The 15,245-nt window shown below is 36.9% G+C and carries 11 protein-coding genes; all 11 read left to right on the forward strand.

The window, feature by feature from the left end; genetic code table 11:
- The first annotated feature begins 374 nt into the window (after nt 1-374).
- The 11 genes from BHV83_RS05805 to BHV83_RS05855 all read left to right on the forward strand — a co-directional run bounded on the left by BHV83_RS05805 (nt 375) and on the right by BHV83_RS05855 (nt 15,230).
- On the forward strand, nt 375-983 hold the full coding sequence (locus tag BHV83_RS05805; protein ID WP_122135331.1) for a hypothetical protein: 609 nt from the start codon (nt 375-377) through the stop codon (nt 981-983).
- A 12-nt stretch (nt 984-995) separates the two neighbouring features.
- Nucleotides 996-2,117 carry a hypothetical protein gene (locus BHV83_RS05810; RefSeq protein WP_008778998.1) on the forward strand — a complete coding sequence of 374 codons (1,122 nt, stop codon included), beginning with the start codon at nt 996-998 and terminating at the stop codon, nt 2,115-2,117.
- A gap of 597 nt (nt 2,118-2,714) precedes the next feature.
- On the forward strand, nt 2,715-3,620 hold the full coding sequence (locus BHV83_RS05815) for a transcriptional regulator (protein WP_286756799.1): 906 nt from the start codon (nt 2,715-2,717) through the stop codon (nt 3,618-3,620).
- Between the two features lie 384 nt (nt 3,621-4,004).
- Nucleotides 4,005-4,571, forward strand: coding sequence for an RNA polymerase sigma factor (locus tag BHV83_RS05820; RefSeq protein WP_057319840.1), 567 nt, complete (start codon nt 4,005-4,007; stop codon nt 4,569-4,571).
- Between the two features lie 102 nt (nt 4,572-4,673).
- Nucleotides 4,674-5,534 carry a DUF1573 domain-containing protein gene (locus tag BHV83_RS05825; protein ID WP_286756802.1) on the forward strand — a complete coding sequence of 287 codons (861 nt, stop codon included), beginning with the start codon at nt 4,674-4,676 and terminating at the stop codon, nt 5,532-5,534.
- Between the two features lie 207 nt (nt 5,535-5,741).
- Nucleotides 5,742-5,960, forward strand: a complete 219-nt coding sequence (locus BHV83_RS05830) for an NVEALA domain-containing protein (RefSeq protein WP_286756804.1) — start codon at nt 5,742-5,744, stop codon at nt 5,958-5,960.
- Between the two features lie 120 nt (nt 5,961-6,080).
- Entirely contained in the window at nt 6,081-7,238 is a 1,158-nt protein-coding gene (locus tag BHV83_RS05835; protein ID WP_083434090.1) for a DUF4221 family protein, read from the forward strand.
- A complete protein-coding gene (locus BHV83_RS05840) occupies nt 7,222-8,310 on the forward strand; it encodes a BF3164 family lipoprotein (protein ID WP_005863554.1) in 1,089 nt (362 codons plus the stop codon). The genes BHV83_RS05835 and BHV83_RS05840 overlap by 17 nt, the downstream gene beginning before the upstream one ends.
- An 18-nt stretch (nt 8,311-8,328) precedes the next feature.
- Nucleotides 8,329-10,362, forward strand: coding sequence for a hypothetical protein (locus tag BHV83_RS05845; protein WP_286756812.1), 2,034 nt, complete (start codon nt 8,329-8,331; stop codon nt 10,360-10,362).
- Between the two features lie 75 nt (nt 10,363-10,437).
- A complete protein-coding gene (locus tag BHV83_RS05850; RefSeq protein WP_008777720.1) occupies nt 10,438-11,442 on the forward strand; it encodes a FecR family protein in 1,005 nt (334 codons plus the stop codon).
- Nucleotides 11,443-11,666: 224 nt separating this feature from the next.
- Nucleotides 11,667-15,230 carry a SusC/RagA family TonB-linked outer membrane protein gene (locus tag BHV83_RS05855; RefSeq protein WP_005863548.1) on the forward strand — a complete coding sequence of 1,188 codons (3,564 nt, stop codon included), beginning with the start codon at nt 11,667-11,669 and terminating at the stop codon, nt 15,228-15,230.
- Nucleotides 15,231-15,245: the final 15 nt, after the last annotated feature.

Consider the following 15,245-nt stretch of genomic DNA (forward strand, 5'->3'; position numbering starts at 1 on the left):
TTTCAACCCCGTGAAGTTTTTCAGGAGAAGGTTCTCTAAGATGTGAAGTACCTTAGAAAATAACAGTAAAATCTGTGAAGTAAATTTAGGCATAGTCAGTATGTCGTTTGCGGATTTCAACCCGGATTTATGAAGTTAACTTACTTGGTCATTTAAGTTAGCTTACTTTGCCAATGAAGTTAACTTACTTTGCCGTTGAAGCTAACTTACATTTGAAATGTTAGTTAACTGGTAACTTTCTACCTAAAAAAGCCATTTGGCAATGTACCTAATCTTTTTTGCGCTATAAAAGTATTTTGTTTGTGTTTTTTAGTATCTTTGCCAGATGTTTAAGGATAAAACGATGTTTCCCATATAGTTAAATACTGTGCTTTTTGATGAGATTAGAAGATCTAAATGAATATTATGATAATCTCTGCGATACTTTTGACCGTGGAGAGATGGATTTTGTTATGAACCATGACCGTGCTCATAATGCTGTTATTGAATGCTTTATGCTTAATAAATCAAATGTGATTAATATGTATTGTGGCGAAATGTCTGTTTTCCGTGAGGGATTCTACAATCATATCAATCAAGATAGTAATTATGATCTCAAGGAAGGAGAGACTGCATTAGGAGATGAGATCAAGAAAAAGGTTATTAAGTCTTTGAGAGAGTTCATAAACCGTCCCAATGTATCCTTGAATATTTATTTTGAAAGGTTTGATCGTAAGTTCTTGAGAGATTTAATCGATCTTCGTGTTTTTAGTGATGGAGTAAGTTCCGAGAAGATACGTCTTTTTAAATTGGAAGATAATTTATTCTTGAAAAGCGATATGGCGCATGTCTCATATACGGATACCAACATTGTTAGAATGGAAAGAAATCCGCAGACGCACGAAGCTACATGTGCGATAAATCCACCTGAAGAGATTTTGAGCAAGGTAAAAGCTACTTTTAAGTCGATGTCGTTGGTAGGTGAGGAGATCAAGTTGAATTAGTAGAAGGTTGGTATGCTGTTTCTTGGAGGAAGCCAGACATTTATTGGTATATTGGCATCATTGATTGTATTATGTGTCATTTTGGACAAAAGTAATTTTATACATAGTATTCTTGATGAGATAGGAAAACGTATTGATGAAGAGATCAAATCTTTGGATAAAGCAGTGGGGTTCGATGTGATCAACGATGTGCCGGCAAACTCTGATTATAAACTATTGCAGCGCTATATAAATGAATTGCGTGTAGAGGCGAAAACAAGACCAGAATGCAAGCAGTTGCTAATTAGTGCTATGGCTATGGATATGAAACTTCAAGCTACGTTCGATCAACTTAAATCCGGATATTCCTCTAAATTCTTGAAGCCAGCTCATGACTTGATAGAGAAAATTCAAAGGTCAAAAGAACAGGTTATAGCTCCGTTATATGCGCTTTTGTTCTGCTTAACAGTTTTTATTTGTGATGAGATTGTTGTGGGAGTTGCGGGAACGAGCGATTTTGTTGTTTCCTTTTTGACTATCTTTGTGGCTTTCTCGGGTATTTTCTGGTTGATGATGTGGAAGATTTTCTTTAGAGATATACGGATAGAGACTGAAGAAGGTTCTTCTCAAAAAACGAAAGTGTTTGTTTCTAGGTGGATAAGGTGGAAATGGATGTGTTTCGCATTTCCTATGTTTTATGCGACTTGTTTGTTCTTGTCAACTTTTATCCCTATTATCTGGGCTAAATGTTTAATATCATTCACTATAGGAATACCTATATGTGTAATGGCATGGTTAAAAGCTAAGAGCCATTATGAGTTTGGCTTCTATACTTATGAATATGTTTTCAAACACTTTGGGGGATTGTTTCTTATATCATTTCTTTTTGCTGTGGTAACGACCGGTGGGTGTGCGCTATCAGATGATGTATCTTCTGTTTGTTTTACCTATGAGGATTTTGTTGCGCTTAAAATCACTGTGATTTTGTTTGTCTTGATCAGCGGTCTGTTGTTCCCGTTTCTTATGCCTTATTATGGTTTTAAGCGTGTCTTGAACATTGTAAAAGATGAGGTGAAAAGCAGCAAACAATCTATGGAAAGAGAGCTTAGTAGTATAAAGGAAGAGTTAAAAGAGTTTTGTAAGGTCATTCCGTAGACTTTAGGGTAGTAGTCTTCGTACTGTTTAATGGATTGCCATCTTGATTTTTTTCTTAATAATCAATTATAATTAAAGAATATATCATATATTTGCCTAGCTAGTAATTAAGACAGAAAAGCAAAAGGTAAAAGCGTAGGTTTTTATCTACTTATTCTTTCTTTGTTGGTAGTAAAACAATGATAAAATAGAAAACGTATGGATTATTATAGACTAAAATATTTTTAAATACGTATATTTGCGACAATAAAAGGCTTTTAAGTTAGAAGCCTTGTGTTGCGTGCGATATTTGTGCGAGTTGACAGAATCCGCTAAATTTTTCAACTTTAGAGAAGCGCAAAGAAGGCCCCGCAACCCTTTACCGAATATACGTGTTATCTATGCTGTTAAAGTATGGATAAGATTATTGTATATAGATAAAGGGGGCGTGCGGCTGACTTTACTCTAATGTGGGTTTTTAGCGGAACCTTTGTCAACGTAATGTTCAGCCAATCGCCCTTTCTTTATTTTATAATGAAAGGCCAGCTCTTCAATATAACGCCAAATAACGCCCTTTTTAAAGATAAATAGTATAAGTTTTACTTTAATCAAATAGTTATGCCTGAGTTTATTACTATTGGAGAAGCCGCTCGTATCACCGGCTTTCCATCTGAAGAAATCCAGCAATGGGCGATATCTAAAAAAATAGCATCTTACGTCGTGAAGCAAGGTGTTCGCCTAGTCGATCTGACCAATTTGCGTGAATTCATTTCCCATATCGAGCGTATGGGAATACAAAAGCTATACCTGCAACTTATCATCCAAGACAAGGAAGAAGAGATAAACGAGATCATCTCCCAATTCGATGATTACCTTTTCTGCCTGCGATCCCTTAAAAACATCTCTCCCCTACTTAAACTCATTATCGCCGAACTATCAACATTCATACACGACAAGAAAGACCGACTTATCTTTACGGAAATAACTTCCGGAGCCAAGATAGAAGACGTAGCCAAACGTTGTGGTATATCCTACGACGGAATCTGTCGCCGATATAAGGTCATATCGCTCCGCTTGCAAGAAAACATGGGCTTCCTGACCGAATACAAGAAAACAATCACGAACCAAGACCTTGAGATAGAACGTCTGTGGATAGAGAACAGGAACATGGAATACGAATTGAGAAGATTATATAAAAAGGCGCTCCAAAACGGTCTATGTATCGAATCTCCCCGATCACTTACCCCCGTTCCCTTAAATGCCGCGAAACGGATATGCCAACCCATTACCCGTCTCACCTTAGCGCCCTATATCCGTAAATGCCTTACAACCTTGAAAATAGAAACCATAGAAGATATTCTACGTTACGCCCTCAAAAACGGACTCGACTCTTTATTAGACCTTCCCGGCTTTGGCGCTCTTGGTTTGGCCCAACTGAAATTCCAACTCGAAAAGCATAAGATAATCGATAAAACCGGGCATTCCGACCTTTATCAATATATCATTTGCGAAGCGGATAATTAGTGAGGACATTCTTTGTCCTCAAGTAGAATTTAACTAGATTTCAAGGATACTCATACTGTATTTACATTTTTTTGTATATTTGCGATATGTAATGATGTTTGTTTATATTTGAATCTTCACTTGTAACCTTGTTCTAGGTTCTGATGAAACTACGTTGATTTGAATAGAGGATAAAGGTGATAAGAGATAGAAAATCAGTGAGTAACTAAATGGTAGAATAACCAATAGCAGTATAGATCTAAATAAAAATAGATATAGATGATTGTTATTTAGGGACTTACATTAGATAAAAGACGTAGTTTCATCAGAACTAAAGTATATGAACTGCGAATAAGCAGAATGGAGATAAGTTGGTATGGCGGGGGTATATAATATATATGTGATATGAAAATGGATGGAAATTTGCTTATAGATCTGAAGAATGGAGATGAAAAGGCTTTTGAAACTCTATTTTGGGAATATAATCAGCATGTATATCATTTTGTTTATTCGTTGCTATATGATAAATCTATGGCGGTGGATTTGACCCAAAACGTTTTTCTTAAAATCTGGGAGAAGCATGAGACTATAGATCCGGAACAAAACTTTGATGCCTATCTATTCACCATAGCCCGTAACTTGGTTTATAAAGAGACAGAAAACCGGTTACTCTCTGAAAAACTGACGGAAAGCCTACAACGACAGCTATCAGATGTCGATTCGCTTATGGAAGAACGAATCGACGCAGAGTCTTTACGGGAATATATTAATAGCTTGATAGAAGAATTACCGCCATCACGTCGGGAGATATTCCGTTTGAGCCGTCATGAACATTTATCATATAGAGAAATAGCGGAACGCCTCTCTATCTCAGAAAAGACTGTGGAGACACAGTTGAGTAGGGCTTTGCGTTTTTTGCGAGATCGACTTTCTTCTGATGGCTTTCTTTGCCTTATAACACTCTTTTTATAGTTAATAAGCATTAAATATCTTGTGGTTTGTAGGGGCAGATAGTTTTTATCGGATATACGTATTATATTATATGATGAACAAACGTATATACATTTACATAAAATGAAACCTTTAGATCTAATCATATTACTATTAACAATTTTCCTATCAGCTTGTCAAGATAAGCAAAAGGAAATAATAACATTGTTGGTTAAAGAATGGCAGGGTAAGCAGATTCTATTTCCGGAAAATATGGTCTTTACCAGATTTGCATCTGATACAACTAATTTCGTAATCCCGACTTCGGATTACAAAGTCTTGGTTTTTGTAGACTCAATTGGTTGTACGAGTTGTAAATTGCAATTATCCCGTTGGAAAGAATTTATCCGATATACAGATTCTATCAGTCAGAAGAATATCCCTTTCTTATTTTTTTTTCAGTTTGATGATCAGTGGGAGATACATTCTTTATTAATAAGAGAGAATTTTGACAAGCCGATTTGCTTGGATCGATCAGACAGTCTAAATCAGCTCAATCATTTTCCAAAAGATATTCGGTTTCAAGTATTTTTATTAGACAAGAATAATAAAGTGGTAGTGATAGGTAATCCTGTCCATAACCCGAACGTAAAAGAATTATATTTGGAAGAAATAAGTAGGAAACAACCTGTTGCACCAATTCAGACAACCGTAAAAGTGGAAAAGGAATCACTCTTACTAGAAACTATTCCTTTAGGGAAGAGTAAAGACACTTTGTCTACGCTTGTCAATACAGGAGACCAACCTTTAGTTATTATAGATGTAACTACCACTTGTGGATGTGCTCAAACTTTGTTTGATAAACATCCAGTTCAGCCCGGTGAATCTCTTCATATTAAAGTGGGAGTGACACCTGAAAATAAGGGACTCTTTGATGAGACAATCACGGTAAAATGTAATACAAATCAATTAATTAAACTCAATATACGGGGAAATACGATTTGATAAAGTCAAATTATAAAAGGGAAACTTGCCTGATATATTAGAAGCTATCACAGCAAGTTATTCGCTCCAAAATATTATCAGAAAGGAGGTGATGTGAAAGTCTAAAATTTATTTAAATGTAAAAAAAGATACAGAGGATATCTTATTCTAACTAAAGAGGATTAGGCAAAATATAAAGATCTTATAAATAATTATATTATGAGCGTTATGAAGAAATTAAGAATTATTCTTATTGTTATTGTTTTCTGTTTGGTGATGATTAATATTCTAAAAAATAATATTGATCCTTCTTTGTCTGGATTAGCGTTAAGCAATATAGAAGCTCTTGCGGGTGAAGAATGTACTACTCATTGGAGTTGCTGGTTGAACTTAGATACAAGAGCTTGTTGTAATAGTGGGTCTATCGGTTGTACTCCATGTGATTAATTTTATGGTTCTATAACGTTTTTGTAGTGAAATATGTAATAAAATAACTTTGTTTTTATCTATATAATTCGTTGTAGAACCTAATTATTACGATTGAAACTTATCTCAAATACTTATAAAATGAAAAGATATTATTTGCTAATAATATTATCAAGCTTAATTGCTCTTTTGTCTTGTGAAAAAATAAATTATATGTATTACTTGGAAAAGGATAGTAATATGACATTTGATTTGAATTATGATGTAGAACCATATATTAAAGCTCTATTTCCTTATACAGATAAAGATGGACATCAATATATTAGTTTTCAAAATGGTTTCAAAAATCAGATTGTTTTTTATGATATACAGACAAAAGAAATGGCCTTCAAAATAGATCTTGATATAGAGGGAGATAATGGAGTTGGTTTTTTCTTAGGGTATTATATTGACAGTCTAGATAGTATTTATCTGACGAGTTTACAGCTCCCGGAAATATATAGTGTAAATAAAGAGGGGAAAATAAATAAAAAAATTTATTATGGAAAATCAAAAGATGGAAATGTTTTAAACGCATGTAACTCTTTGTCGTTTAGTTATCACCCTATACTTAAATTTAATAATAATCTTTTTGTATTGTCGGAGTGTAATCGATGGAAATATCCCAACCCTGTATCTGCAATGATTGATCTAAATACAGGGAATGTACAAGAACTTCCATTTGAATATCCCCGATTTAGTGGTGCAGATAATAAAAAAAAGAATGCTGGTGTAGAATTGTATTTTAGTAGATGTTTTAATGGTGATAAATTTATCTATTCTTTTTTCTATGAAGAAGATATATTTATAACTTCTATAGATCACAATATTGTTGAAAGAGTGAATGTAAAAAGTAATTATATTGATAGGGTTGTGATGCCGAATGATTATAATGGAACATTAAAATCTATGTGTGAAAATCCAAATTATGGTAACTTATTATATGATAAATACCGTGATGTGTATTATAGAGTTTGCTATTTGAAAACAGAGATAGATAATAGAGAAAACTATATGGAATTGTGGGATTTTGGAAGAAAGATATTTTCTATTATAATTCTAGATAAAAACTTTAATATAATAGGTGAGACTGTTTTTCCTGAATATACATATAATCCAAATCTGATGTATATTGATGAAAAAGGATTGTATATTTCTGAAAATCATTATAAAAATCCAAATTATGATGATGATAAACTGATATTTAGACTATTTAGGCTATGTAAAAGCAAAGAGAAGTATAATGATTCAGCTGTTTGAAAAGAATAATATGAAGAAATATATATTAATTATAATTTTTATTTTTATACACTTTGCCTCTTGTCAACAGAACGAAATAGATCCCAAAGAGTACTTTCTACAAGTCGTTAATATAAAAGCAAATCAACTCAATGCGGATACTTATAAGTTAAGTTCGTTTGGGAGGATGATGCTATTTGAGAGTGAGAAATGTCTAATCAAAGAGAATTATTTAGGTGATTCTCTTTTGGATAAAATATATTATACAAAAGACAGTATTCTATCTTTTTCCCAAACAGGAGAAGGCCCAGATGAAAACATCATGCCTCGTTTGATGCAAAAGAAAGATAAATCAAATGTGATTATATTGGATATACAAAAGAAACAAATTATAACCAAAAGTTTATCTAAAAGTATTTCTTCTATTGTGAATTTGGAATATATGTTTCTCTCTGCTATTCAAACAAAGCATGGGTATGTCGTTTCTGGACTCCTTGATAAAGAGGAAACAAATACTAAGAGATATGCTTTGTTTGATTGTGCAGGTAAATATGTGAAGTCTTTTGGCGATTTTCCAAATGATGGGAACGATAGTGGAGGTAAAAGTAAAACATTTGCCTATCAAGGCTATATGGTTTATAATTCAGTATTAGATAGATTGGCTACGGTTGCGGCCTCTGGCGCTATCTTTGAACTATATCAGATAGATACGATTCCAATGCTCATAAAACGTTATCACGATATTTATCCTATATACATTGATGATAGTAGATCTGGCAGGAACGGCATAAAGCATGGCAAAGAGAATGTAATCGGTTATACGGATATATATGCGACTGATCGTTATATTTATACTTTATATTCAGGGAAAAAGTTGAATCAGCATACTAATACAAGAATGTTAGATACTATGTTAAGTAATGACATTTTAGTATATGATTGGAGTGGAAAATGTATTTGTCGATTAGTTACTGATATAAAACTATTCAATATTTGTGTGACAAACGATGATAAAGAACTAATAGCCTTGGGCTGGGATGATGATTATCATCTGTATTCTTTTGATCTATCAAAGGTTACATTTACATGGTAGTAAAAAAGCATTTTAGCTATGATAGTAAGATACTTTTTTTTCTTTATTATTTTAACTTTTTATGCTTGTTCTTCGAATGAAAATGTTCTATTGGAATTAGCGTTGGATAACTCCGGAGAAAATAGATCGGAGTTAGAAGCTGTTCTAGATCATTATAAGGATAATCAGAAGAAACAGGAAGCTGCCCGCTTTCTAATAAGTAATATGATAGGGAAGCAAGTATTAGATAGTAACTCGGTGAAAGGAAACCATGTGTATTTCGATGCTTTCGCTAATTATAGAGAGACATACGGTTCCTTTTTATATGATATCCAATACGCTATATATGATAGTATAAACAAATTGTATTCTTATACAAAAGTAAATCCTCGCTTTTTATCTGATTTGAAAGAATTGTCTTCTGATTATCTTATACATCATATAGATCAGTGTTTTCAAAATAAAGAGCGATATCCTTGGTGTAAGAATATGGACTGGGATATTTTCTTTGATTATGTACTCCCTTACACTACAGATAATTGTCATTGGGAACATGCTGGGAGTTATTTTGATCGAAAATATGCTTCACTACGAGATTCTATGTATATGTGTTCGTATGAAGAAATTGGTAAAGCTATATCGGATGAGGTAGAGCAGGGCTTTCTCAATGAATGGATAATCTTTACCGGTAAATATCAAGGATTGCGCCCTATGACTTTCCAAAATATAGTAGCCACTCAAATGGGAACTTGTTTAGAAAAGTCTACATATAAAATTGCTGCATTGAGGGCGAATGGTATACCTGCTGCATTAAATATGGTTCCCTGTTGGGGAAATTCACAATATCCTCATTCATGGGTCGAGATTATAGGGAGTAAGCAATTCGGCATGATATATGATAATACACAAAGACCTTTCCTTACTAAGGATGACATTAAGATAGACGGGATGTTTTGGAGAGATGTCTATCAATCTAAAATTGATATGTTTCCGTCGACTATTACTATTCAATATTGTAGGACTGCTCCTAAAGTCTATAGGTATAACTATCGGATACAACCCCACTCGCTCGCTATCTTGTCTAAAGAAGAAATACCTCCTTTATTCAAAAATCCGGGGATTCAAGATATCACGGACCAGTATGTCGTATGCGAAGATATAGAGGTACCACTTTGGAATGAGAAACATCCCAAAGAATATGTCTATTTATGTTGCTATGATATTATTGGTTGGAATCCAGTGTGTTGGGGGCGACCGGAAGGTTCCAAGGTACGTTTTCCTAAAATGGGGGTTAACATGCTCTATCTTCCCGCTTATTATAATGATGGAGAGATACGACCTGCTGGAGATGCGTTTATTCTGACTCGTGAAGGTAAATTACGTAAGTTATTACCAGATTTTGAAAAAGCGGAAAGTTCTGCTACATTCTATTCAAAAGTTCCATATAGAATGAATACGGCGCTTCAAGCCGCAGGAACGATAGGAACCCGCTTTTATGTTTGTAACAAGAAAGATCTTTCGGATCGTTCTTTGATATATTCTATTGAAAATCCTCCCTTTTATGTGGATAGTTTCCGTATATCTGTTTCCCAAAAATATCGTTATTTGATCTGTGATTTTCAAGAAACACAGCCATTGGGCTATTTTTACGCTATAGCGGAAATAAAAGTATTTGGAGGCGATGGCCAGCAGTTTTCCGGAGAGTGGGGTGGAAATGAAGGGATTAAAGGACATGGTCTCGATTTGGTGACAGATCAGGACCGAGTGTCTTATTATCAACCAGATCAATTTCAAAAAGATCAATTTGTTGTTCTAGATCTAGGCGAACCTAAACAGATAGCGAAGGTGGAATTTTATCCGAGGAATGATGATAATAAGATCGTAACGGGAGAATTATATGAACTCTTCTATTGGGACAAAAAGTGGATATCATTAGGTAAACAGTATGCCGAAGACAATAAATTAATTTATCAAAATATTCCACGGGAATCTATTTTTCGTATTCATAACCATACACGAGGAAAAGAACATCGCCCGTTTACTTATGAAGGCGGAAAACAAGTGTGGTATTAATTTGTGTTAAATCAAGGCTTTCTTGATTTTTCCGTGTAAGGGTAAAGTTCTTTTTCGGGATATACTTATTACACGATGAGAAAAATGCATACACATATCGAATTATTGGATCGCTTCATGAGTGGTAAGACTTCACCGGAAGAAGAGCGAACTCTTTTGGCGTGGTTTAGAGATCCCGATCATAAGGAAGAGATCATGGCTTTTTATAAGTCTAGATGGGAAGAATCTTCCGGGAAAAAGCTTCCTCCTAAGCTACAAGGACAGATGTTTTGTGAGATTAAAAAGCGGATGAGACAAGAGAAAAAAACTCTGGAGATAAAGAAGAAACCGCATACCTTATGGAAGTGGCTTTCTTATGCGGCGGTGGCTTTAATATGTATAGGCCTTGGAATTGGCTCCCATTGGTATAATATGAGACAGGTCCCACCACCTGATCCATTGGATTATGTGGTGTTGGCAGATAATGGGCAACGTGCTAGCGTGGTTCTTCCTGATGGGACGAAAGTATGGTTAAATTCGCATACTAAACTTAATTATAAGAGTGATTATGGCGTGAAAGAAAGATCAGTTTCTTTATCTGGTGAGGCTTATTTTGAAGTTTCGAAAGATACATTGCGCCGTTTCTTGGTAAATGCGGGGGATATGGAAGTCGAGGCGCTAGGCACAGCTTTTAATGTGAAGGCGTATGAGGAAGATGACGAGGTGGTTACGACCTTGTTTGAAGGCAGTGTACGAACAGCGGTTGGAAAAGAGTTTGTGATTCTGTCTCCGGATGAGAGTGCGGTTTTTAATAAGTCTAGTCATATATTATCTGTTAATCACCCGACAAATGCTTCTTATGCCCGTCTTTGGCGTACGAATGAACTGGCCTTCTCTGGCGAGTCGTTGGAGGAGATCGTGGTATTGTTGAATCGAATGTATAATGTTGAAGTTCGTTTTTTGTCCAATAAGATTAAAGGCTACAGTTTCTCGGGGGTGATCCGGAATAATAGTCTGGATAATGTATTTGAAATAATAAGCCTTACGGCTCCGATTACGTATGTGTCGGTAGGTGATACTATTTATTTAAATGAGAAATAGAAAGTTGAGTGTTAACCTAATAAAGAAGAAGCCTATGAGATGAGCTAGATGATTGTAGTAAAAAAAGAAGAAAGGCAAGGCCCTTCTTCCTCTTAAGCAAAATCACTTGTATATAATATCTTCAAGGAAATAACTAGCCGGTTATAAATAAGATAGAATATGTAAATGATTTGCTTGTAAAGTTACCTGTTTAAAATCTATGTATTATTAAAAAATTTTTAAAAATGAGTAATTTCAAGCACTCTTTTTTCCGGACACTTTTGTATGCCCAATTATTGTCGGGCTTTTCCGGAGTTGCGATTGCCGCCCAGATATCGTTGTCGGTAAAGGATAGACCGATGCGGGAGGTTATTAAAGAATTAGAGGAAACGACTGAATATCGTTTTTTCTATAATGATGGGATCAAAGGTCTGAATTCTCCGATCTCTGTTGACGTGGAAGATGCGGATATTAATGCTGTAATGGATGCGATAGCAAAGCAAGCGAATGTGGCTTATGTATTGAAATCGGGTCATCAGATCGTTTTATCATCGGTAAAAACTGTTCAGCAACAAGGTAATAAGAAAGTTACCGGTACGATTACAGACCCGAAAGGGGAACCAATCATCGGGGCGAATGTGGTCGTGAAAGGATCTACCAATGGTACCATCACGGATATAGATGGTCATTTCTCTATTGAGGTAACTCCGAATGCGATACTTCAGGTTTCTTATATTGGTTATGTGGCTCAAGATGTTCCGGTAGGCAATAAAGATAATTTGGTTATATCTATTCATGAGGACACGCAGAAGCTGGATGAGGTAGTCGTGGTGGGTTATGGTTCCCAGAAAAAAGTGAATTTGACTGGTGCGGTAGAGCAAGTGACTAGTGATGTATTCGAGGGGCGTCCTACGGCTAACGCTACTCAGATGTTAGAAGGAGTTGTCCCGAACTTGAATATTTCCTTGTCTGATGGTAAACCGGGGCGTACGGCGGATTTTAACGTACGTGGTGCCGGTTCTATCAATGGGGGTAGTGCTTTGGTGTTGATTGATGGTGTGGAAGGAGACCCTTCTATGTTAAATCCGAATGATATTGAGAGTATTTCCGTATTGAAGGATGCTGCCGCTTCCGCTATTTATGGCGCACGTGCTCCATTTGGCGTGGTTTTGATCACGACGAAGAACGCTACGGAAGGTAAGCCGAAGGTGACATGGTCTTCTAGCTATTCATTACAATCACCACAGAATGTGCCGGATGTAGTTTCCGATGGTTATATTTGGGCAAAGCATTTTTATGACGCTTATTTTAATTACAATCAAGCGAATCCTTCTGGTATCAACAAGACACAGCAATTTTCCGTGGCTTGGCTGGACGAGTATAAGCGCCGTCATGAGACGGGCGATTTCGGGACGGTGATCTCTGATGGCTCTATCGGTACAAAAGGCCGTTATGTATATTATCCGGAAGGAACCGACTATTATGATCTGATGTATAAGAAGAGTGTCTTTGCGCAGAATCAAAATCTTTCCATCTCGGGTTCCGACGGGAAGTTTGATTATTATTTGTCAGGACGTTTCTATAGTTACGATGGACTTTTCGATAGCGATGAGCAAACGGATAAGTTCAAGACCTATAATATGCGCTTCAAAGGAGGTTATCAGTTAACTCCTTGGTTGAAGATCAACAATAACTTTGAGTTTTCCCATAATAAATACTACAATCCGATTACCTATTCGGAAGGTTCTGGTGTGGTATGGAGAAATATCGCGGACGAGGGACACCCGTCATCGCCACTGTTCAACCCTGATGGTACGATGACTTATTCTGCCGTCTATACCGTAGGCGATTTGCTTTATGGACGTAGCGGTATTACGACAAAGAACTCCAACTTAAAGAATACTACGACATTCAATGCGAAGTTCTTGGGTGACCGTTTGCGTGTGAATGGTGATTTTACTTATCAACAGAAGACGCAAGAGAAGACTAAGAAACAGGTGCGTTCGCCATATGCGCGGTCGGCCGATGCGAATGGCGAAAGTAAGATCGAATATATCACGGGTACTTACTCCAACTTGGCGGAGACAACTGATCATACGAACTATCTAGCAACGAACCTTTTTGCGGAGTTTGAGGAAACCTTTGCCGAGAAACATTATTTTAAGGCTATGGCTGGATGGAATTACGAGAAATCTAGCTTCAAACGTATCTATGCTTATAATGATGACCTGTTGACGGATGACGTGGACAACATGAATCTGGTGATGGGTACTGATAACCGGAGCATTACCTCACAATGGAAGGCTTATCAGTTTGGTGGCGCTTTCTTCCGTTTGAATTATGCCTTTGACGATCGCTACCTATTGGAGGTAAACGGACGTTACGATGGTTCCTCCCGCTTCCCGAGTGATGAGCGTTGGGCTTTCTTCCCCTCGGCTTCCGTGGGTTGGCGAATCTCGCAAGAACCTTGGTGGAATGTTAAGTCCGAACATATCTCTAACGCTAAGGTCCGGTTTTCTTGGGGCTCTTTGGGCAATGCGGCCGGATTGAGTAATTATCAGTATATCCAGACATTGGGTATCAGCAAGTCTGATTATATTCTTGACGGTTTGCGGCAGAATTATATGTCATCTCCGGCGGCTCTTCCCGGCAACTTGACGTGGGAAACCGCCACGACGTATGATATCGGAGTGGATTTGGGATTCTTCGACAATCGTTTGACCGTGAGCGGAGATTATTATATCCGTAAAACAACCGACATGATCGTGAATGGCCCGACCGTACCGGATGTGTTCGGTGCTTCCTCGCCGAAAGGTAATTATGCGGATATGTCTACCTATGGTTATGAGTTGTCTTTGGAATGGAAAGATGGATTTGATTTAGCTGGTAAGCGGTTTAATTATAGTATCAAGGGAACATTGGCGGATTACTATTCAGTGATCGACAAGTTTAATAACGCGAATATGTCATTGAGCGAGTACGCAAATCAGTCGCTCGACAAGAATTATTACGAGGGAATGCGTATCGGTGAGATTTGGGGGTTTGTATCCAATGGCTTGTGGCAGGATCAAGCTGGCATCGATGCGGCTGAGGCCGCTGCGAAAGCTGCGGGGCAATCCTATTATAACCCACTTATGCAAACATCGAAAACCTATAAGTTGTATCCGGGCGATATTAAGTTCGAAGACTTGAATGGCAACGGCTATATTGACCGCGGACAGAATACGGTAGATGATCCGGGCGACCGTAAGATCATTGGTAACGAGGAGCCTCGTTATATTTATAGTTTTACGCTCTCTGCCGATTGGAACAATATCTGGGTAAGTGCTTTCTTCCAAGGGGTGGGTAAGCAAGATTGGTATCCGTCTAATGAAGCCTCTACGTTCTGGGGGCAGTACAATCGTCCGTATAACCAGATGCCCTCTTGGCATGTGGACAACTATTGGACTCCAGAGAATCCGGATGCTTTCTTGCCTCGTTACACGGGTTACTATGCGCCTTTCTATGGAGGTCATAAGAACGCCAACACGCGCTATTTGATGAATGCGGCCTATCTACGCTTGAAGAACATACAGGTTGGCTATAATTTGCCATCAGAATGGATTAAGAAGTTGCATTTGACAAATGTAGGAATTTATCTTTCCGGGGAAAATCTCTTTACATGGTCTCCGCTTTACAAGTATTCCAAGGATGTCAATGTATCGAATATCGGTGAATCGGATAAGGACTTGACTTCCAGCAACAGTGGTGATGGATATAATTACCCGATGATGAAATCGTTCAGCATCGGCCTGAATGTTACATTTTAAAGAATAGGAGATTAT

It is taken from the genome of Parabacteroides sp. merdae-related_45_40, assembly GCF_001915675.1.